14 protein-coding genes are annotated in these 21,438 nt (G+C 52.6%); 4 read left to right on the forward strand and 10 right to left on the reverse strand.

From position 1 onward, the window contains the following. Window positions 1–205 precede the first annotated feature (205 nt). Genes ACWAU0_RS00870 through ACWAU0_RS00890 form a run of 5 tightly spaced genes read right to left on the reverse strand, consistent with a single transcriptional unit; the run spans window position 206 to window position 7,655 of the window. Window positions 206–3,271: an efflux RND transporter permease subunit gene (locus ACWAU0_RS00870; protein ID WP_458138062.1), complete on the reverse strand. Its 3,066-nt coding sequence runs from the start codon at window positions 3,269–3,271 to the stop codon at window positions 206–208. Next, on the reverse strand, window positions 3,268–4,314 hold the full coding sequence (locus ACWAU0_RS00875; RefSeq protein WP_278211084.1) for an efflux RND transporter periplasmic adaptor subunit: 1,047 nt from the start codon (window positions 4,312–4,314) through the stop codon (window positions 3,268–3,270). Before ACWAU0_RS00875 ends, ACWAU0_RS00870 begins: the two co-directional genes overlap by 4 nt. A 34-nt stretch (window positions 4,315–4,348) precedes the next feature. After that, window positions 4,349–5,671: a TolC family protein gene (locus tag ACWAU0_RS00880; RefSeq protein WP_278211083.1), complete on the reverse strand. Its 1,323-nt coding sequence runs from the start codon at window positions 5,669–5,671 to the stop codon at window positions 4,349–4,351. After that, window positions 5,668–6,993 carry an ATP-binding protein gene (locus ACWAU0_RS00885; protein WP_458138063.1) on the reverse strand — a complete coding sequence of 442 codons (1,326 nt, stop codon included), beginning with the start codon at window positions 6,991–6,993 and terminating at the stop codon, window positions 5,668–5,670. Before ACWAU0_RS00885 ends, ACWAU0_RS00880 begins: the two co-directional genes overlap by 4 nt. Then, window positions 6,990–7,655: a response regulator transcription factor gene (locus tag ACWAU0_RS00890; protein ID WP_278211079.1), complete on the reverse strand. Its 666-nt coding sequence runs from the start codon at window positions 7,653–7,655 to the stop codon at window positions 6,990–6,992. Before ACWAU0_RS00890 ends, ACWAU0_RS00885 begins: the two co-directional genes overlap by 4 nt. Before the next feature lie 581 nt (window positions 7,656–8,236). On the opposite strand from ACWAU0_RS00890, the gene ACWAU0_RS00895 reads away from it, so the two are divergent. Continuing rightward, the gene (locus tag ACWAU0_RS00895) at window positions 8,237–8,851 is read left to right on the forward strand and encodes a hypothetical protein (protein ID WP_278211078.1); all 615 of its coding nucleotides are present in this window, start codon (window positions 8,237–8,239) and stop codon (window positions 8,849–8,851) included. On the opposite strand, the gene ACWAU0_RS00900 is transcribed toward ACWAU0_RS00895, so the two are convergent. From ACWAU0_RS00900 to traF, 3 genes are read right to left on the reverse strand one after another with little or no spacing between them, the layout of a single operon-like run. Beyond that, window positions 8,841–12,038, reverse strand: a complete 3,198-nt coding sequence (locus tag ACWAU0_RS00900) for a conjugal transfer protein TraG N-terminal domain-containing protein (protein WP_458138064.1) — start codon at window positions 12,036–12,038, stop codon at window positions 8,841–8,843. The genes ACWAU0_RS00895 and ACWAU0_RS00900 overlap by 11 nt on opposite strands. Before the next feature lie 54 nt (window positions 12,039–12,092). Beyond that, on the reverse strand, window positions 12,093–13,532 hold the full coding sequence (locus tag ACWAU0_RS00905; protein ID WP_278211076.1) for a conjugal transfer protein TraH: 1,440 nt from the start codon (window positions 13,530–13,532) through the stop codon (window positions 12,093–12,095). Next, complete coding sequence (gene traF / locus ACWAU0_RS00910; protein WP_278211075.1) at window positions 13,529–14,521, reverse strand: conjugal transfer protein TraF; 993 nt, start codon at window positions 14,519–14,521, stop codon at window positions 13,529–13,531. The genes ACWAU0_RS00905 and traF overlap by 4 nt, the downstream gene beginning before the upstream one ends. A gap of 491 nt (window positions 14,522–15,012) precedes the next feature. On the opposite strand from traF, the gene mobI reads away from it, so the two are divergent. Continuing rightward, a complete protein-coding gene (gene mobI / locus ACWAU0_RS00915) occupies window positions 15,013–15,483 on the forward strand; it encodes a conjugative transfer protein MobI(A/C) (RefSeq protein WP_278211074.1) in 471 nt (156 codons plus the stop codon). Between the two features lie 408 nt (window positions 15,484–15,891). Here the strand turns inward: mobI and trfA are convergent, their stop codons facing one another. Together trfA and ACWAU0_RS00925 are read right to left on the reverse strand one after the other, a co-directional pair. After that, on the reverse strand, window positions 15,892–16,758 hold the full coding sequence (gene trfA / locus ACWAU0_RS00920; RefSeq protein WP_278211073.1) for a plasmid replication initiator TrfA: 867 nt from the start codon (window positions 16,756–16,758) through the stop codon (window positions 15,892–15,894). An 8-nt stretch (window positions 16,759–16,766) separates the two neighbouring features. Next, on the reverse strand, window positions 16,767–17,225 hold the full coding sequence (locus ACWAU0_RS00925; RefSeq protein ID WP_278211072.1) for a hypothetical protein: 459 nt from the start codon (window positions 17,223–17,225) through the stop codon (window positions 16,767–16,769). A gap of 130 nt (window positions 17,226–17,355) precedes the next feature. Between ACWAU0_RS00925 and mobH the strand changes: the two genes are divergently transcribed. Both mobH and traD read left to right on the forward strand, forming a co-directional pair. Continuing rightward, window positions 17,356–19,614, forward strand: coding sequence for a MobH family relaxase (gene mobH / locus ACWAU0_RS00930; RefSeq protein WP_278211070.1), 2,259 nt, complete (start codon window positions 17,356–17,358; stop codon window positions 19,612–19,614). Beyond that, the gene (traD, locus tag ACWAU0_RS00935; RefSeq protein WP_278211069.1) at window positions 19,611–21,437 is read left to right on the forward strand and encodes a conjugative transfer system coupling protein TraD; all 1,827 of its coding nucleotides are present in this window, start codon (window positions 19,611–19,613) and stop codon (window positions 21,435–21,437) included. The genes mobH and traD overlap by 4 nt, the downstream gene beginning before the upstream one ends. Window position 21,438 lies beyond the last annotated feature (1 nt).

Genomic DNA, 21,438 nt, shown 5'->3' on the forward strand with positions numbered 1-21,438 from the left:
CTGTCTCGAGCGAAGCTCTCTCCTACAGCCCGCGTCAGCTTTAGAGCGCCAAAATCCCTTATCCATGCTCGAACAATCTCAATTTGTGCGTTTTTACACGGTCTGGACCAAAAACAGTCACTCACAAGTCCTTAAACTCTCTTCTGCGAAGGTCCGCACCTCACCCATGTTCTGATACTGAATATCCTGTAACTTCCTTTAATTTTTATGCTGTAGCGTTGCCATACCTGCAATACAGGGAAGGCATCAAAAACAGATTCAACAACGTCGAGGTAATCAAGCCACCGAGTATCACCACCGCCATCGGGTATTCGATTTCGTGGCCGGGCACGTTGCCTTTCAGGATCAGCGGTAACAGGGCCAGACCGGCACAGGCAGCGGTCATTAGAATCGGTGCCAGACGTTCTTCCGCACCACGCATCGCCAATCCTGCCCCAAATACCTGGCTTTCTTGTTGTTCCAGATGTCGATAGTGGCTTAAAAGCATGATGCCGTTTCGGGCAGCAATCCCCAGTACGGTGATGAAACCGACCAGCGAGCCTAGCGATAGTACCCCGCCACTTAAAAATGCTCCAACAACGCCGCCGATCAACGCAAACGGCAAAGTTAACGCCACTAAAAGCACCAAGCGCAGCGAGCGAAAATCGACATGCAGTAACACCAGGATGCCCAGCAATGAAGCCAGACTCAACCACGCCAGCCGTTCGCTGGACGCTTGTCGTGCTGCGTATTCGCCCAGAAATTCCGGATGATAGCCTTGCGCAAACGTCAGGTTTTTCACGCGGTTTTCAATTTCCCTCGCCACGCCGCCTAAATCGTTGCCACTGACATTGCAGGTAACGTCGATTCGGCGCGAGGCGTTTTCTCGTTTGATTTCGTTCGACGTAGGTGCAATGTAGATGTCCGCCACATCGCCCAATGGCACGCGTGCCCCGGATGGCGTATCGATGGTAAGTTGCCTGAGTGCAGCGAGATCATGACGGACCCGCTCAGCCCCCCAAACTGTCACGTCAATGACTTTTTGGTCACGGTAAATTTCGCCGACCTTACTGCCTTTGATTAGCGTGGCCGCGGCCCGGCGCACTTGACCGGCTGTCAAGCCGAGGTTAGCCGCCACGTCAGGCTTAAGCCGTATCTGGATCTGCGGTACCAATATTTGCGGTTCCACTTTGAGATTGGCGATGCCGGGCACATCAGTGATGGTTTTACTGACTTCGGCCGCCTTATCTCGTAGCACGTCCAAATCCGGGCCATATAACCTTACCACTACTGTCGCACTGGCGCCGGTCAGAACTTCCTTGATCCGTTCGCGCAGATAGGTCAACACATCGCGGTACAGTCCCGGATAGCCATCGACCACTGCCTGGATTTTCGCCACAGTGCTGTCGTAATCGACCGCCGTATCCAAACTAATCCACAACTCAGTGAAGTTCGGCCCCACCACTTCGTCGGCGACTTCGGCCCGGCCAATGTGCGAACCGAAATTGCGCACACCGGGAATTGCGCGCAGTTCCTGACTGGCTTGTATCGTAATCCGGCGCATGGCTTCCAGCGACGTGCCAGGCTTTTCGACCCAGTGCATCAAAAAGTCGGTTTCTTTGAAGTTGGGCAGAAACGATTCGCCGAGTCGCGGTAACGCGATGGCCGTCGATATAAACGCCATTAGCAGAAAACCCACCGCCCAACGCGGACGGCTGACGATAGCCGGCAAGAGCTGCCGATAATGCCGCTTTAAAATCTGCGTCAGCGGCGCTTCGCTTTGGCGCGGCTTGGCATTCGGTAATAGCGTCAGGCACAAAGCCGGCGTCACGGTCAGCGCCACCACCAGCGAGGCCAAAATCGCTAACAAATAGGAAAGGGCCAGTGGCCTAAAAAAGGTGCCGGCCAAGCCGTCCAGGAAAAACACCGGCACGAATACCAGCGCTACGATCAAACTGGCAAACACCACCGCGCTACGCACTTCCAGTGAGGCCTTCAAGACCACCCGGAAAGTTGACAGCGGATGAACTGCCTCTCGGTTCAACCGCAACCTGCGCATGATGTTTTCGACGTCGATAATCGCATCATCCACCACTTCGCCGACCGCAATCACCAGGCCGGCCAGTACCATGGTGTTGAGCGTGCCGCCGCGCAAATAAAGCACCACCGCAGCCGTCAGCAGCGACAGCGGAATCGCCGACAGGCTGATCACGGCAGTTCTCCACTCGAACAAAAAAGCGATCAGAATTACCGCGACTAGCATGCAACCCAGTATCAGTGCATCACTTAAATTGTTTAACGAACGTTCGATGAAGGTTGCCGGACGAAAGATAGTCGGATCGATCTCGACTTCGTGCAGACCGGGTTGCAAAGCCGCCAATGTCGCTTCGACCTTGCGCGTTACATCCAAGGTATTGCCCCAGGGTTGTTTCTCGACAATCAGCAGTAAGCCCGGCCCATCGTTGATCACCGCATCGCCAATCGGCGGCGGATGACTTTCAACGATTTCAGCCACATCGCCCAAGCGCAACGGCACACCGCCTGTGAACTGCACCACAGTGCGCGCCATATCGTCCGGTGTTTGCAGCGAAGACACGTGTGTCACTGGCAGGCGTTGATTGGGTAGATCAACAAAGCCGCCAGCCGATACGGTGGCCGCATCGCCCGCCGCACGCACCACCGCATCCAGCGTCACGCCGTTGGCGGCCAGGCGATCAGGATCGACCAGTACCTGTAACTGCCGATCACGTTGCCCCCAAATGGCTACGTTGGCCACACCAGGCACCGCCATCAACCTTGGGCGAATGGTCCACAAAGCCAATTCGGACAATTCCATCTGCGATAGTTTTTTCGATGAAACGCCAATCTTCAGCGCCCGACTGGTGGACGATAACGGCGATAACATCACAGGTGCGCGAGCCACGGCCGGCAGGCGTGGTGTGATGGTGGCGACGCGCTCCTGCACCAACTGCCTGGCTCGCATCAAATCCGTGCCCTCCTGAAAGATACAGACCACTGACGACAGACCCAACACCGACTTGGAACGTAGGGTTTTGAGCCAGGCCGTGCCGTTGACCGCGTTTTCCAAGGGCACGGTGATCAGGCTTTCCACTTCCTCGGTGGACAATCCGGGTGCTTCAGTCTGGATTTCAACCAGCGGCGGCGCGAACTCCGGGAACACATCCAGCGGCATTTGTCGGGCGGCTTGCACACCCAATATCACCAACACCACAGCCAAGGCCAGCACTAATAGACGTTGGCGTAAGGCAACAGTAATCAACCAGCGCATCATTTGCCGACTCCAAATTCGGTGCCGAACAATTCGGCCACGCCAGTGGTGACTATTTTGATACCCGCCACGATGTCGCCCGTTACGGCGGCTTGATCGTCAACCACCCGCAGTATCTGTACCCGTCGGCGCATATACCTATTGGTTTCCAACACTTGATATATCCAGCTGCCACCACTCACGTCATGCACAATCGCCGACCAGGGTACGACGAGATTTTCGTCATCACTACGCAATGGGATTGAAACACCGACCCGCTGACCAGGGCGTAATGCGGTATCCGAATTTTTCACAGCATAGAACAGATCGACCGTGGCGGCAGCCAGATTAGCGGAAGGCGGCGCCGCGACCGGCACGGCAGGACGAGAAACATTTTCAGGCGAATCTTTCAGCCCGCCAACACGGGCTTGGGCGGTGGTGTTCAATCCCGATAAATCATCGACATAGACCGGCACCCGCACCCAAAACGTGCTGCGGTTGTTAACGTCCAACAGCGCGGGACCGAGCAAGTCGCGACGTGCATGTGCGGTTTTCAAAGCGGCCTCGGCCATGCCGACCTGCGCCTTGGCATCGTCAACAGAGCGTTCGGTGCCTACCTTGTCGCGACGCATTTGTTCGGTCCGATTCAAGACTTGTTGAGCGGCTTGCACCTGCACCTTGGCTTGATCGACCTGACCGTCGGCGTCGATTTGCGATTGCGCCAAACGCACCAGTTCCGCCGGAGCCAGCGATGGCAGGATGGTATAAACCGATTGACTGTTACTGTTTGCTGAACTGTTTAGCGCCGGCAGCGTGATCTCGCCGCCGAACAAGCGCGTGCGCGTTAGCGATCGCTTTTCAATCGTTGTGGTAACTATGCCTAGCCGGTTGACGGCTTCCGCTGTCAAGACAACTTTGGTCAGATCACTTTCCTTCACGGGATGTTCGATTTTGGCAGGCGGCGGCGATGTTGATTCGGCGGCCGGTAGGTTACCAGCCAATAGTAATAAAGCAGACAGCAGGAGCCGACAAGTCGAGGGCTTGTGGTTTGGATGCGCGGGGTTCATAAATATCCGACCTTGGAGTCCAGTAATGTGTAAGTTAAGCAGGCTTCAAACGTTGGCCGACGCTGCGTTCCAGTTCTGCGCGGGCGCGGCGTAAGTCGGCGGCGGCTTGCGCGGTTTTCAATTGCGCGTCCAGCCAACGGCGTTGGGTTTCGAGTACGAAGAGGTAGGTGACATTGCCTGCCGCGTAGGCGTTTTCAGCATCCTGTATGGCGGCTCGCAGCGGCGGCAGGATAGTCTGTTGCCACTGTTTCAGACTTTCACTGGCCTGCTGCAATCGGGCATGGGCTTCGCGGACATCCAAGGCAATCCGTTGTCGGGTAGCGACATATTGCCTGGCGGCCTTATCAAAGCGTGCCTGGGCTTGGGCGACGCCACCTTGATTTTGATTAACGATAGGCAATGTCACGTCTAAGCCTGGTCCTGCCAATAAAGGCCCGTTGACTTGCTTGGCGTTGAGACTGGCGGTGAAATTAAATACCTCGGCGCGCGCCAAGCCGATACGTTCGCCAGCGGCTTCTACATTAATTTCTGCGGCACGTAGATCGGGGCGAGCCAGTAACGCCTCCGCGACCAGTTTTTCCGACTCAAATTTTTCGCCATTAGCTGAGGTTTCCGTACTGATGGCAGTTGGCCACTGTTCCAGACTCAGGCCCGCCAGATGCCGTAAACGCTCACTCGCTATCTCGCAATCGTGTTGCAGGCGGCTTTGTTGTTCCCGGGCTTGCAGAGCATCGACTTGAGCATTGGTGACTTCCAGTTCGCTGGCGTCGCCGGCGCGCAAGCGCGCTTGCGTGAGTTCGGCAATATTGTGAATCAGAGTTACCGCAGACTGAGCCAGTTGCAAGCGTTCCTTGGCTAATGTTAGCTCGGCATGCGCCAACCTGACGTCACGAATCAAGTCCAATCCGTTTTGCACCAGGCGTTGCGCGGTTTGTTCAACATCCAATTTGGCCAACTCGACCCGTTGCGGGCGCAGCCAGAAAATTTCCAAGGGATAGCGTATCGTCAGTTCCAAAGGTTTTGCGCCCCATGGCACTAACATCGAAAAAGTGGGGTTGGGCAGCATCCCGGCTTGTACGAGATCGGCGCGAGACAGTCCTAAATCCGCCAAGGTCGCGCGAAAGGCCGCATTGTTCCAAAGCGCTAAACTGACCAACTCGTCATCGGACAAGCCGTCAGCTAAAGAGACATTCGCCGGCCATGTGGTTTCGTCGGCACCGGTTTCGGCAAAATGCTGACCTGTACGTTGTTCCAGATCGTTAGCGACGTCACTCAAACCCATGCCTTGCGGGGTACAGGCAGTCAACGACAAAGCGAGAAGCGTTATTGGGAAATGGCTGGAAATAAAAGGCGTCATGCGCTCGCCTCCGGGAGCGTCACAATCACCTTGAGGCCAACGCCGCCATCCCCATCGGTCAGTTTAATATCAGCCTGATGCTGCTCGGCAATTCGCCGCGCGATAGATAATCCAAGACCACTGCCGGATTCAGCGCTATTCAATACCCGGTAGAATCGGTCGAACACGCGATTGCGCTCATCGCAAGCAATGCCTGGGCCGGTGTCGTTGACTTCCAGACGAACCGCAGTGGCTTCGGCGGTGACACTGACGTCAATCCGTGCATCTGCTGGTGAATAGCGGATGGCGTTATCGAGCAGATTGCCGAGCAGAATGCGCAGCGCCTCTTCGGCACCGGCAACCCTGACATGATCCGCGCGCGACAGGCCGAGATCGATGTGGCGATGGGCGGCTTGCGGGGCAAAATCGGCTACCACGTTCCGCGCCAAATCATCCAAAAATAGCGGGGTGAGCGGATAATCGCCAGCCTCCGGATCGAGGCGAGCCAAAATCAGCAATTGCTGAACCAGATGACTGGCACGGGCTATACCTTGCCGTAAGGTTTGTATAGCTAGAGCACGCTGAGCGGGTTCAGTGGCACGCTCGGCCAGTTGTGCTTGCAAAGATAATGCAGTGAGCGGACTGCGCAGTTCATGCGCCGCATCAGCGGTAAACTGGCGCTGCGCCGCCAGCGCCTGATCCAATTGACTCAGCAGCGCGTTTATTGCGCTGACTAAGATGCTAACTTCTTCCGGTAAGTCGTTATTCGAGATCGGATCTAATGAATGAGGATTGCGACACGCCACAGCTTCAGCCACATGAGCCAATGGCGCTAAACCACGACCAATCGCCCAGCCAACCAATAACGCCAGTCCCGGCAGTAAAATCAGCCATGGCGTCAACAAATGCAAAGTGATTTCATTGGCCGTTTCTCGGCGTTCCTGCACTGTTTGAGCGATCTGGACAAATCCACTATCAGTTTTTAAATTAAATACCCGCCAGTCTTGGTTCTGCCAGTTAAGCGTGTCGTATCCCAGTTTTCCGCTTTGGGGTAATGGCGAAAACGAATGGGATCGAAACAGAATTCGACCGTCCGGGCCACGGATCTGACTGACTAAATCAATGCCATCACTGTATGGCGCAGGGCTGGTTGTGTTGGGTTTAACATCTTGCGAGACGTTTGAATGGGACAAGGAGTAAGCCGCTTCACGCAACACCTTGTCGAATAGTTCGTCAATTTCATCGTGAACATTCAGCCAAGTCGGCACGGCAAACGTGATACCTGCAAGCAGCAAGACGGGTATTAACAGATAGGTTAGCCGTTTGCGAATAGAGGTATTCATGGCTTCACCACTTTAAAACCAACGCCACGGACATTAAAAATAATGTCAGCACCGAGTTTGCGACGCAGATTATGCAGGTGGACATCAACCGCATTACTCGCCACTTCCTGGCCCCATCCATAGAGGCGCTCTTCCAATTGCGGACGGGACAGTACAGCGCCCGGTTGTTCCATCAGAGCATGCAGCAATGCAAACTCGCGGGCGGATAAGTCTATTAAAGTGTCGCGTAACCAGGCCTCGTGAGTCAGCGGGTTAATGCGCAAGGCGCCGTATTCAATGTCTGACGTGCCGCGTCCGGCACTTCTGCGTACCAGCGCATGAATACGAGCAACGAGTTCTTCCAAGGCAAACGGTTTGATTAGATAATCGTCGGCGCCGCTATTGAGACCGGCGACTCGATCACTTAGCCCATCGCGTGCTGTTAGGATTAACACGGGGATGGCGTTGCCGGATTTACGAAGTTCGACCAGTAGCTCCTGGCCGGATAGGCGCGGAAGCCCTAAATCAAGCAACAATAAAGCGTATTCGCTCGCCGCATGAGATAGGGCTTGTTTGGCTTGTTCCCCGTCTTGCACCCAATCGACCACGAAGCCATCCAACTGCAATCCCTCCCGGATCGACTGGCCGATCATCGGATCGTCTTCCGCTAATAACAAACGCATGTTGACCTTTAAATTTATTCATCCGGTCAACAGTGTAAATGATCAAGATTTAAGTAATAGTTAAGGCACTTCGAATGTTCGGGAAGGTATCGATAACGGTCGTTCGTTATTGGAGTTGATCAAGGGCGGCTTGGGGGTCGATTGTGATAATTCATACCCTCAAAAAAATCATCATTAACTGTTGGCGTAATATTTATTGAGTAAAAACCAAGACTCCGCCATGCGCCATCATCTCTTCGCTGGCGACTCGTGCCATCCAACTCGGTAATAAAGCACGCACACCACAAGGCCTCCCGAATAACTTTGCCCGAAGGCTCTGCAATACATCCGGAGCAGCCTCGGGGCCGGCCCATAGCAATACCTCTTATGTAAGAAATGCAAATTCGTTTCTGACAAATTGCTAATGAAGCATGCCGTTCTTGGAGCATTTAAGCAAAATAAATGGGCTATCAGTCTGACTCAGACTTAGGGTGAAACTTATGAACTTAAATGTGTAAAAATCTAATAATTTCAATGTCATGACTTGGCAATTGACCATTACCGACGTACGATAATAGCACCAAGATATTCGGGAGCTATTGATGTCATCTTCTCTGTCAAACCGCTTTAAAGCCGGCACCACGATTCAGCAATCCGAATCCGTCCAATCAATGTTTACCGGACATCACGCCACTGTGCATTGCCATGAATGTAATCGGATCATGGTGCCGAGAGTCGTCAGTTACTATGGCCAGCCACTGAAATCGGTTTGCCCGTTTTGCGGCGCTACGTTCACGAAATTCCAAAGTGGCTTTGGACGTTTATTTCGACTTTTTCAAACTCGAACCTTGTCCTTTTCTGTCTTTTTCGGTTTAGCGACTGCGATCCTTGGATTTGGCTTGATCGGATTGTTAAGCTCGAAAGGTGTTCTTTCAAACAACTCAGGGCACATTGCATTATTCGGTACCGTCATCTTCGGGTTGTTGGCTTTGCCGGAACTTGCCTTTCAATGCATTGAACAACTGGCAGCTAAACTTGACCATGAAAGCAATTATTACTGGGCCATCCTGGTAGTGTTGGCGATGATCCTGATTCATCAAATCCCTGAGTGGACTGGCTATGTAGTAATAGCGTTCACAGTCATGCTAATCCGAGGCTTGCTGTCTGGAGTATTACAACTGTTCAAAACCCGCGGCAAAGGTTTGGTTAGTAATTAACCCGCCCACGGGCTCGGTTGTAATTTGCGATCTGGTCAATTAGATCGTTTCTGTTCTGACCAGCGGCTTGTTTTAGCAACTGGGCAATGTTGCTGCCGTCATATTGTCCTTCTTCATCCAGTAAGTTCTGCCTCGCGGCACCCAAATCACCAGCGTTCTCACCGAAAACCGCGATACCTGCAAACGTATCAACCATCGCAGCGCGGTAATAGGCTTGTTGGCTTGGTGTCAGTCGGTCAGCAACGGCACTCACACGTTGGTCTGCCCAATGTTTGGTGGCTTCGGTAAATCCGGACTGTGATCGAGATGCGCCGTATTTAATCGCTTCCCATTCATCAGCCCCTTTTGAATACGCTTCATCGGCATGCGCAATGAATTCATTCACCGATCCCTTGGTTCCCGCGCCGACGGCTTCAATATTTTTCGCTGAATTGTAAAGACTACCCCCCAAGTAGTTATACGACGCCTCAGCCGCCGAAGGCGTATCGTTGGCCGCGGAAGCAATGGCCGCTTTAAAATGCTCCGCTTTGATATTGGCCACCTCGGCAAACCCGGATTTGGATGTTTGGTCTAGCCCTTCAAGGTTCCGATCATGGTCTGCCTCAATGACCCGCTGACCAGAACCGACCTTGTTAACAGTACGATTAATTTGTTGCTGCGCACGATGACCAATGCCAGCGACATCAGTTCGTGGATCAGCCAGGTTGGCTTGCTCGACATTCGACTGAACGCTTCCAATGTGAGGCGCCTGATTCTGTAACGACTCGTTTCTGACCGGGCTATGACTTTGATCGGCTTTCGGCGCGTTGAAGGCGTCGCCCAGTAATTGGTAACCGGCCACTTCGGCTTGCCTTGATTGCTGAGTATCGAGGGTGCGATAACTGGGCGACGAAAACCCTGTTAACAGCGACATGCCCGCTGCGGCATAGGCCTGTTCACTATTGCTTATCCAGCCTGCAGCTTTCCATTGTGAAGCTAACCGCTGCGTATCGCCACGAAGTCCATACTGATCCAGGGCGTGATCGAGGCGCTCCATCAGCGTAGTGTCATTGGCAATTTTGTAACCGGTTTCCGCCGCACCAAAGCTGGCCTGGCTGCTAAACCGTTGTTGTGCCGAGGCGGTTTGCTGATAGGTTTCATTAGCCGAAACCACATCGGTTGCACTGCGCTGCAATGAGGATAAGGATTGGCTTTGTAAGCCCATCGAAGCCACATTGCGGGTGCCGTCCTGAGCATCCATTGCCAGGTTTTTGGCCAGACCAACCTGATAACCCTGCGCATCATTAACGGTTTGGCTAATATCGGCGGCAATGGCATCGGACTTATCCTGGCCAACCTTGAAATCGTTCTGTAAGCGTCCAGAGAGTGTGGCACTCAATTGATCGTTACCCAGTTTGGCACCGGCATTGGCACTGCCAGCGACCAATGCCGAAAAACTGTCTGCCGAAATGCCGGTATCCGCATGTTTCTTGGCAAAGGCTTCACCAAACTGCCGGTTATAGGCGTCGGTATGACTGGAACTGCTGGCGATCTGTTGCCCAAGTGAGCGACTATCAAAAGCATCATGGGTAATGCTGCTGGATTTGGCTGCAGTGGATGACACGCTGTTCATGAAACTGCTGGTCGCTAGTTCCGACGCGCTATAAGCCGATGAAACGGCCGCACTCATATCCTTGCCCGCGGAGAATGTGGGTAGCACTTTGTCACTGCCGGTTTGCGTCACAGCCGAAAGCGGACTGTATTGATGCTGCGGCTGCGCATTTAAAATCGGTGCCGGACTGATCACATCCGGCGTGGCTATGCGTTCATTGGCATAGTCGCCGCCATCCATCCGCCCCAGAAAGTGCGTAGCGGTGACCGCACCGCGATAAATGAGCATCAAGGTGATGGCCGGTGTTGATGCGGCCAACATACCGCCGATGGATAACCATTGTTGCAACTCCATATCGAGCTGGTAAATGCCCATCATCGATGGCAGGTTGTAATTGGCTGACGTTAGCGCTGCCATTTTGCCGGCCGCCGACATCTGGATAAACAAGTTGATCACCGCCAGAATCGGCATCCATAACTGGATCCACAGCAGCATCGAGAAATAGCCGATATTCATGCGAATACCGACACTGCCAAACAACACCACAAATGCCATGATCGGGGCGATGGCATAACTCAGGCCTTCAATAAACGCCATCATCGGCCGGACGATTTTCGAGAACAAGGTCTGTTCAGCCGCCCACTGAGTATTGCGCTGCTGGATGGCTTGTTCGATCATCGAGGCCTTGGTCCAGTGCAAACCGTCTTCATGCCGGCCGACCACGCCTTGCTCAAACATCGGCATGATCGCCGACATCAACATGTACTGACTGGCATCCACCACACCCGGTCCCGCCAGGGCATCAAAGGCATCCTGGATTTTCGGCAGCGTGTCTGCGGCAGCCGGGACACCTAAAATTTGTTGTAACTGGGTTTCCAGTGCCGTGCTAAAGGCGCCATTGGCAAGATTACCCAGATTGGTCCAGGCATCAGTACAGGTTTGGGTTTGCGGCTGACCACCGATATAAATCTCGGTCATGTAAATGTCCGAGTCAAAGCGAATGGCATTAAGCGGGTCGGCATCGCGCAAAATCGCATCAACCGATTTCAGATGTAAATCTACACCGGTCAAGGTACATTCCTTGACGTAATTAGCAAACGAGGCTTCCATGTCGCTGCCCGCAACCGGCGTATTGGCTGCACCCAAGTGAATCCGCGAGAGCAGATTTTTGCGCACCGCCGTCAGCGTTTGCAAGCTATCGGCAAAGCCATTGCCGGTCATGGTCGGTGTACCAAAGGCTTGTTCGAACAATCGGGTGGTCCGATAACCCATGTTCGACATCACACTACCCACCACCGCCGGCCCCATCGGTACGTTATCGACCACCACCACGCTGCCGGTATACGCATCTTCGATACTGACTCGCACGGACGGCGCATACAGCATCAGCCAGAGCACATAGGCGATGAACAGATCCTGATAGCGAATGCCACGACCATCGAACTGAATCAAGGCGCGCAGCATGATGATAATCACGCCGATGATGCCACCGATGGCCGCAGCGGTTCGGTAATCGCCGGTACCGGCGATCATGGCGACTGCATTCAGTACCGCTTGTAGATAGGCTGAATCGCCCACGGAAAAGATTTCAAACATGGGCTACCTGCTTTTATCCAACTAGAAAATAAGACATAGCGGCATGAACCGGCATTACGGACTCGGCCACGCCGTGCCGCTGGCCGATACTTGGGTGACACTGCCGTACTGACGCGGTTTGACGGTATTCATCAACTGTTGATAAAACGCCATCAGGGTTTGCGGATTGCCATAGCGGCCGGCGATGGTGACGTATTCATCCTGAATCTGCTGACGAGCTACGCTCAACGAGTCCATCAGCAATTTGGCGTAGGCATGGTCATTGATTTGCGCGGCAACTTGCACGGCGTTCAACACATCGTTGACGATCAATTGCGCCAGTTCCAAGGCAATCACTGGTGCTGCTTCTTCGGCCCATAGCTTGGCGATGCCGGCATCCTCGCGGGCCAGGTTATGGATCATGCCACCGATGGCGTCGGGTACGGTTTGCATGAAGGCTTGTTCAGCGGCGGTAATTTGGCCGCTGTTGGTAGCGAATTTGTAAATCAGGCCATTTCCGTTATTGGCCGAGCCAAGCAGCATTTCCATCACCCGCTGTTTGAGTCCCACCAGATTGACGTTGCGGACGATAGGCTTTAAACACTGATCAGCGCCGGTGCCGTCTGAGCAAACATACAAATTCACCGTTTGATAGCTGTTACCGGCATCATTGCCGTACATCAAATCTTTGATGCGTAAAATCGGTGGTGGTGCGCTGATGGCGTTGTTTTCGCCTTTGCCGTCGGCGGCGACTTGCGGCGCGTCAACGATCACCGTGCCGGAAATACTCATCGCTGCCTGCAACAAGTCATTACCGCCAAAGCGAAACCAGGCACCGGCGTTTTGATTGACCAAGGCCCGCCACACCAAGTTGCCCTGGATTTTCTGCGTCATATCATTGGGGGCGTTTTGCTTCACTTGCTGCATGGGATCGCCCAAGGTGCTGGTGTTGGTCCAGCTGGAGAAGACATCGCTGATGCCTTGGGTAAACGAGGCGTTGGATAAATTGACCTTGCTCTGTAAATCGAAGGCTTTGACGGTATCGTTAACCAGGCCTTGCGATAACCGACAGGAGTTGCTGAACATCTGGTTCATTTCCTGGATCTTCTTCTGCAGGTCGGTCATAACTGAAGCACACCAGGGACACATCGCGCCAACAGCCAGTTGAAACGCATAGCCTGCGGCATTACCGGCGACATTACGCAGTAACTGCACGAACTGGTTAAAGTTGATAAAGCTGAAACTGCCGCCGAACAAATCGATGCCACCGCAACCGGCACTGAACGAGGGTGGCACAAACGACACCAGATTGGTGTTGGTAATGCCATTGCGGGCGACCAGACTGCCGCCAGTAATCACGCCACGGCGTTGGCCTAAATGGGCGGTCGGCGCGGTAAAGTTGGTCATGGTGCCAAACATGCCGTCCATCTCCTGCTGCAAGTCGGCATAGGCCGGCACGCTGGTCTCGATCAGTAACAGCAACACGACGAATCGCCGCAAGGGTAACGAAGTCATGGAGCACTCCCAATTTGCGCACCGGTTTGCAGTGCTTGAATCAGCGATAGCGGATTTTGAGCGGTTGATGGACTAATACTGCCCGCTGCCGGTAACAACATCGGCGTTGAGCGTATGCCCTGGGTGGTTTGATATTGCGAGGATTCCAGCCAACCGGCTTCCTTGGCCGCCAACAAGATGCGGCTGGACGCTTCTTCCAACGACAACACCCCTTGGGACAACGGCATAATTTGTTTCGGTGGTTTCATCAAAAACAGCGCTGGGGTTTGCTCAACCCCCAACAATGCGGCTTGACCCTGATCGATTTTGAACGGACTGAACAAGCCATTGGGCATCGGTAAACCATCCAGTGACACCGAATAAATTTTGAAACCATAACTGCGTTCCAACATCGCCAAGATCGGTGCCTGTACATGGCAATAGCGGCAATCGGAGCGAAAGAAAAACAAAATACCGGCTTTGGCGGCGATGGTTTTCAGGGCGTGATCGGCGGCGACACTGGCTTGGTGATTGGCTTCGTTGACCGCAAAGGTTGAAATCGGACGGCGGACGGATTCATCGAGTTGTGGATCTGACATCACCACATAACGGGCGGCATTGGTAAAGCGCTCGGCTTTATCCATCATCACCCGTTGCAGGTAGTAAAACGCCGCCACATTCTCCTGACTGGGCTCGTCGATGGCCTTGTTGAGATACTTTTCCAGGTTTTGTTTGAGCCACGCTGACGACAGCGGTTCAGGCTGATCAGGAACAGGTACAACCACCGACGCTTCTACCTTGGCCGTATCGGGCTGAGGATCGGGTTTGGGTGGTTCGATTTTGGGCTCGGGCTTAATCGGCTCCGGCAACACTTCATACCAAAACCAGCCGCGTTGCTTGTCTTCGAAATACGACGCCGCAGGTAACTCGCCCGTGTTCTCTGCCTTGACAGCAAAGACCGGCCAATAAAAACTCAACAGTATCAGGGATAGACGGACGATTCGGTTCATAACCGCATTGTCTATCTAACCCCATCCTCATCATCGTGCAGCAAATGTCGAATTTGGCATTTGCTGCAAGATCGACCTGTTTTTCATTTTCGAAATCATCCTACAGCTAGTGCCGTTTTCGGCATTTGCTGCAATCAACGCGTTGCGATCTGCTGCCTACAATGTTTTGCGCCGTGGCGTGGCTCGCTTGATTGTCTGGACAGGGTGAAGAGGGTCAGTATCCCTGACTATTCAGGGAAATTGGCGTGCTCGTTTTTGAAAATCTGGTCACTAAAAACGCTGAACAGGTAAACGAACAATGAGATTGCTCAGGGATTTTCAATCGACATCACACCAAAAATTCAACTTAAAATCCCTGATAGTACAGGGATAAGGCAAACAGCATTCCTGTTCAGACATAGGCTTCACGCCATGGCACACACCCCATTTTTAGCCCCTTTCCCATCAGGGATTTACACCCAAAATCCCTGAAGATAAGTAACAGGAATTTTATGCACACTGAACCATCAGACAATCAGCCTACTTCCACATTGGAAAACGTCATACCAATTTGGCTAGAAACACAATTCGAGCAACTCCATGACCAGGCCCGCATGCTGGTCGATGATTACTGGCGACAATTGCAAAACCGGCATAAACAAGGGGCAAGAAACGAACGCGGCCGAATTGGGGTTCGTATCCGGCGCCGGGACAGCAGTTTGTCATTCAGCATCGAATGGTACCGCATGGCTTCATTGCGTCAAAACGGCGCAACCAAACCGATTTGCCAATACCTCAAAAAAGGCCTGGGCTATCGCTATCCCTTACAGAAGATTTTGAAAGGTGAGCCGGATTGGGAACAAACCTTGGTGGAAGAACTGGAAAATGAATTTGTCGATATTCGTAAGCAACTGGCGTTACTGGGCAAGATCCGCGATGGCTACCACCAATTTCAACAGGCTACGCAAGAAGGCAATCGTTGATCATTGGCTCTTAGCAACGATCACTGAGAAATGAATTTGGAGTTTTGCATTGCGAAAAGGCTTAAAAGTTATCCACAGCTAGGCCTTGCCTATATTTAGATTAAATAAAGATTATAAATAGATTAGCAGCCTGTTTTTGGGTGGTTGAAGAATCGCTGCAGGTCATATCCTGCAGCGCCTGCAGCGATTTCTCCCATTCGGCCTAGCGTCGGTCGAATGCCGTGTCAAACGTCGGCCTAATGCCGTGCTTTTCGTCGGTCGAATGCCGTACCTGTCGGTCGAATGCCGTTACCCCGTCGGTCGAATGCCGTGCCACTGTCGGTCGAATGCCGTATCCGCGTCGGCCTAATGCCGTATCGAGAACAACAATCAGGCCAAAAACAGCGTCGGTCGAATGCCGTGCTTTTTTCAATGCGATTGCCCCGCCAAATAGCGCTGCTGACTGGGTGTCGGGCACTTTTTGATCTTGACAGCATCATTGCCAAGTTCATAATTTTCCAAGGCTCCAATGTCTATCAAGGCATTGAGGGCTTTACGCAAACGGTATTTAAAATCGCGTAAGGTGTGGGCGCCACTACCGCTCAAGCGATGAATGGTAGTGATTTTCAAGGGATACGGTGCCGCGTGCGAGGCCAAAAAGCCATGTAGCCACAGTGCCAAGGGTTGCTTACGCAATTTTTGCCGTTGTTCAAATTCGATGTAGGTGTAGCCTTCTTCAAACAGCCTTAACATCGATTCTGTCAGTTCCACCACATACCGCTGAGTCACTTCATCACGGTAATAACGCAAAAAGCCTTTCTCACCGAAGGTATCGCGGCCTTGAAAAGTGATCTCGACAAAAGCCCCGCCCAGCCGGGCCATCGACTCTTTGAGCCATTCGTGCTGACTTTTGCCACTGCTGCGGCCCAAGGCCGTCAACAGCCCATAGGCGGAAAAAGTGACGCTAAAACCCGGTAATTGCTGCCTGGACAAGTGAATGATTTGCATCCAGACATCAAGATCCGATTGATTGAGCTGCACGCCCAAGTAGCGGACTTCAATACCGTCTACCGACGCTAACAATGTCCGTTTTTTGTAAGCAATGCGTTCGTTGCCTTGCACACCGGCAAACAAGGCACTGCGTAAACAGGCATTGGGGGTGCCGCGAATGGTCGATGGCCACGTTGGAAGGGATTTCAGCGGTGCAACGATTTTCAGCTTTTCGGATTTATGGTCGATCAGTTTTTGGAAACGATCGCTGAGATTGTTCAGACTGTCATGATTATTCTTGCTCATAGCCTGGCCTACTTCTTAAGGCTATACGGCGTGCAGCCATGACTCAGTATTTGGCGTGGAATTTTAGTCACCAGAATTAAGGCGCGCTCTTCCGGCGTCATATCCAGCTGATGATGACAATATTTGCGCCAAGCTCGCTCGAGGAGTTCGGGATCTTCAATGTTTGTTTGGCTACTGACTTCGCCAACGGTCTGAACCACACTTTCCGTGTTCGGTTCAGTCGGTGTTAACGCGTGATCAACCTGCCTGACGACATGCTCCAGCGATGAGGCACGATAAACGGCACCACCAAGCGCACTAGCTTGCCAGGCACTATCAAGTCGCCAAGGTTGGTCTGGTTGAGACAACGGCAAAAGAGATTCGATGATCGTTTGACTAGTTGACGGGTCTGGCTGTACCAACGATTGACATGCGGTGCTGATCAGCAACGTCAGCAGGCAATATGCGGTTAGTGGATTGCGTTTCATGGAAGCTCCATAAGGTTTTGGGGAGCTCGTTACACTAAGCACTCTTTTTTCAAGCCTTCTTGCAGCAAATGCCGAATTTGAAATTAGCTGCAAGGTGGACCCCTGCGGTTTTCTGTCAGCATGGTTTGCTATGGAAAATCTGTATACCCACCTCATTCAACGCATCGGCAAACGGCTTTTCGGCGAAACGCCGGCTGTAACGATTGAGGTGCCAAAACACACTGAAGAAGAGATACCCCGTTATCCGCCGTTCATGAAGGGGCTGCCTGCCGCACCGGTGGAACGGATTTTGGTTAGCCAAGCGGAATTGATCCAAGCCATCGAACAGGCTTTAGCGTTACCCGATGAGTTATACCAATCGGTCGTACTTCCCGTGATTGCACGCTATGCGGCATTCAGCCATTTATTGCCGGCGTCCGAATCGCATCACCATCGCGGGGCGGGTGGCTTGTTCCGTCATGGCTTGGAAGTCGCCCATTGGGCTACCTTATCCTCACAAGGCTGCTTGTTTGCCACCCACGCCACGCCACGCGAGCGTAAAACCCTTGAGTTACGTTGGCGACTGGCCGTGTGTTTTGCGGGCCTATTACATGACATTGGCAAACCAGTATCGGATATTGCGGTCATCGACAGACAAGGCCAATACACCTGGAATCCCTGCGATGAAAACCTGACTGACTGGGCCGAGCGCTATCAAATCGACCGCTATTTTTTACGTTGGCGGGAGAATCGTCACAAGCGCCACGAACAGTTTTCGGCGCTGGTGATTGAACGAGTGCTGACCAAAGCGTCCCGTTCCTACATACTGGAACCGGGTCCCGATATTATGCAGGTCATGCTGGAAACCATTCATGGTTTGAATCGCGGCGCCAAATTATCCGAGTTGGTCATCGCCGCTGACTGCCAAAGCGTTGAGCGCGATCTCAAAGCCCATTACCACAGCCATGATTCGGCACTGGGCATGCCGGTGGAAAAATACTTGTTCGATGCCATGCGCCGTCTGGTTAAAAGTGGACAATGGCAGGTCAATGAAAAAGGTGCCCGGCTTTGGCGTTTTCAGGAAGGCATCCATATCGTTTGGCGAATGGGCGCACAGGATATCGTCGCCATCCTGACCAAAGACAAAGTACCGGGTATCCCCAGGGACGAAGATACCCTGGCGGATATTTTGATCGAACGTGGCTTTGCGATTGCCAAAGTGGCGAGCGATGGTCGCCAGTATCGCTATTGGCGCATGCAGCCAGACGGTTTTGATGTTGGCTTATACATGTTGCGCCTTGCTTCTCTGGAATTGATCTTCAGTAATGAACCACCCGTTGCTATCAATGCCATTGAACTGGCTGATTCCGCCGAAGCTGATACCACCATCGCGAGCGATGAGCTCCACCAAAATCCTACTGCAATTGACCATCCAAATGCTGAAGAATGGGATGTTAATCAGACTATAATCGATGACACTTTGACCGCTCAGTCATCCGTCATGACTATGGAGGAAACAGCCATCTCACCTAGCAATGCCGATGTGCAGGTAATCGCAGAAACTGATGAAACAAGTTCACAAAAACCATCTGGAAATAGCGAGACACTGATAGCCCATCATGAAACCATAAACATCGCCACCGATGACAGCAATAGTAGCCAAACCTTGACCATCGCCTGGTTGCGCGAACAAGGACAAGCCGGTGAATGGTTGATCCAGATCGCTGATAAGCTCAATCGCGGCGAATGGCAGATGGATGTGGAAGTCGTGGCCAGACAAACACAGTTTTTACTGGCATTCCCTGGCGTACCTGAAAACCTCCAGGTCGAACCGGCCGCATTCATTCAGGTCATTGAAGCCAAAGGTTGGCTGGTCATCGACGTGTTGTCGCCCATGCTTAAAGTACAACGGGTGGGCCAAATTCGCGGCCTGCTGTTGGCTGCAGAACCCAGCAATAGGCTGCAAATTCTGCTCACACCGATAAACACAACGAGTCAAGCAACTCAGGCTGCAAAGCCCAAGAAAACGAACAAAACCACACGGTCACAGACAAAACCAGAAAGTCCTAAACAGAAGCAGTCGAGCCAAGATAATTCGGCACCCCAGCAGCAATCAACCGATTCAATCTCTCCTGTCAATCATCCACCCAGCAAAGTCGATGCAAAACTCGCTTATCCAGAAGCCATATCGGCTTGGTTGCAACATGTACGGTCAGCAAATACCACAGTAAAACCGCAGCCAGGCCAGACAGACGAAACCTGGTATTTCGTTTCGGATGATGAACTATCGGCCTATTTAGAGCAGTATCCGCAATTAAAGCGCTATGACTTTCTGCGCGACATCGGTTCACTAAAAGAATGCCAAGTCATTGGTCGTGGCAAAGGCGTAAAAGTCAGAATCGAACCATGAAATCCGATTACGACTATCAGTTTCCCTGGCGACCGATTTACGAAGTCACAGCGATTGCCGGTTGGACAGGAGGTGCGGGTCTGGCGTATCTGACCAGTCGCTGGTCGGGATTACCTCGTGAGCCATTCGACTGGTTGATGATTGCCTGCGGTGTCATGGTCTGTTGGCGACTACCCATTACGGTCAGTCTCTGGTATCGAAAACGACGGCTACGCCAATTTCGTTTCCAATATCTGGATGCTGAAAAACTCAAAGCGTATGTCACAAGCCATCCCGACGACCTTTGGTTTGGTTGGGGATTCGACTGGGTGCAAAAACACGCGCAGTTGGCTTATGAAATTCTCAAGCGCGATGTCTCGACTCTAATTCCCACCGACCATCAACGCATGGGCTCGGCCTGGATCCATGGCCTGGAAATCTCGGAAAGCGATGTTCGCCAACCGATTCAGCATACCGCTGGTCACACCTTGCTGGTGGGCACTACCGGTGCAGGGAAAACCCGTGCCTTTGATGTCCTGGTCACGCAAGCCGTATTGCGCGGTGAAGCGGTGATCATTATCGATCCCAAAGGCGATAAGGATTTAATGGCGTCAGCCAAACGCGCCTGTCAGTTAGCCGGACGTCCAGAACGCTTTGTGTATTTCCATCCCGCCTTTCCGGAAGACAGTGTGCGATTGGATCCACTGCATAACTTCAATCGGCCCTCTGAAATTGCTAGCCGCATTACCGCCATTTCACCCGGTGAAACGACTTCCGATCCCTTCAAGGCCTTTGGCCAGAAGTCGCTAGATAACGTCATTCAAGGGCTGATGGTGATTGAGGAACGACCTACCTTGGCAAAGTTGCGTCGTTATCTGGAAGGTGGGCCATCCACGCTGGTGATTCAGGCGCTGGAACGGTATTATGATAATTGCTTGGGTAATTGGCATCAGGAAGCCAGGCCGTATTTAAGAGCCGCCAAAGACATCGATTCCAAAGCCGCAGGTTTAGTTCGCTTTTACCGGGAGTACGTGCAATACCAAGCGCCCAACCTGGATTTGGAAGGGCTTTTATCTTTGTTTGAACATGACCGCACCCACTTCAGCAAGATGGTCGCCTCGTTAATACCGATCATGAACATGCTGACTTCGGGACCACTGGGGCCGTTGCTATCACCCAACCCCCATGACGCCGATGATCTGCGGCCGATCACCAATACCGGTTTGATTATAGAAAAGGCTCAGGTGGCTTATATTGGCCTGGACTCGTTATCCGATGGTCTGGTCGGCAGTGCGATTGGATCTATTTTACTTGCCGATCTGGCTGCCGTTGCCGGTGACCGTTATAACTACGGTGTCTCCGACCGACCGGTGAATGTGTTTGTCGATGAAGCGGCCGAAGTCATCAACGATCCTTTTATCCAGGTATTGAACAAAGGCCGTGGTGCCAAAATTCGCTTGTTCATTGCCACCCAGACCTTTGCCGACTTTGCAGCCCGCACCGGTTCTCAGGACAAAGCCCGTCAGGTATTAGGCAACGTCAACAACCTGATTGCCCTGCGAATCATGGACAGCGAAACGCAGCAGTACATCACCGATAATCTACCCAAAACCCGCTTGAAATACATCATGCGAACCCAAGGCGTGGCCACCAGTGCGACCAATCCCTCCGTGTTTTCCGGAAATGTCGGTGAGCGCCTGATGGAGGAAGAAGGCGATTTGTTTGCACCGCAGTTACTCGGTCAGTTGCCTGATTTACATTACATCGCCAAGCTATCCGGCGGTCGCATCGTTAAGGGTCGCTTGCCGGTACTGCAATCAGCACTTGATATCCCACTAACCTGAC

It is taken from the genome of Methylomonas sp. Uni0009 (assembly GCF_054188105.3).

Bases quoted from the DNA above. Each gene is read 5' to 3' on its own strand.
- ACWAU0_RS00870 (WP_458138062.1), bottom strand. From the start codon at position 3,271: ATGATGCGCTGGTTGATTACTGTTGCCTTACGCCAACGTCTATTAGTG.
- ACWAU0_RS00875 (WP_278211084.1), bottom strand. From the start codon at position 4,314: ATGAACCCCGCGCATCCAAACCACAAGCCCTCGACTTGTCGGCTCCTG.
- ACWAU0_RS00880 (WP_278211083.1), bottom strand. From the start codon at position 5,671: ATGACGCCTTTTATTTCCAGCCATTTCCCAATAACGCTTCTCGCTTTG.
- ACWAU0_RS00885 (WP_458138063.1), bottom strand. From the start codon at position 6,993: ATGAATACCTCTATTCGCAAACGGCTAACCTATCTGTTAATACCCGTC.
- ACWAU0_RS00890 (WP_278211079.1), bottom strand. From the start codon at position 7,655: ATGCGTTTGTTATTAGCGGAAGACGATCCGATGATCGGCCAGTCGATC.
- ACWAU0_RS00895 (WP_278211078.1), top strand. From the start codon at position 8,237: ATGTCATCTTCTCTGTCAAACCGCTTTAAAGCCGGCACCACGATTCAG.
- ACWAU0_RS00900 (WP_458138064.1), bottom strand. From the start codon at position 12,038: ATGTTTGAAATCTTTTCCGTGGGCGATTCAGCCTATCTACAAGCGGTA.
- ACWAU0_RS00905 (WP_278211076.1), bottom strand. From the start codon at position 13,532: ATGACTTCGTTACCCTTGCGGCGATTCGTCGTGTTGCTGTTACTGATC.
- traF (WP_278211075.1), bottom strand. From the start codon at position 14,521: ATGAACCGAATCGTCCGTCTATCCCTGATACTGTTGAGTTTTTATTGG.
- mobI (WP_278211074.1), top strand. From the start codon at position 15,013: ATGCACACTGAACCATCAGACAATCAGCCTACTTCCACATTGGAAAAC.
- trfA (WP_278211073.1), bottom strand. From the start codon at position 16,758: ATGAGCAAGAATAATCATGACAGTCTGAACAATCTCAGCGATCGTTTC.
- ACWAU0_RS00925 (WP_278211072.1), bottom strand. From the start codon at position 17,225: ATGAAACGCAATCCACTAACCGCATATTGCCTGCTGACGTTGCTGATC.
- mobH (WP_278211070.1), top strand. From the start codon at position 17,356: ATGGAAAATCTGTATACCCACCTCATTCAACGCATCGGCAAACGGCTT.
- traD (WP_278211069.1), top strand. From the start codon at position 19,611: ATGAAATCCGATTACGACTATCAGTTTCCCTGGCGACCGATTTACGAA.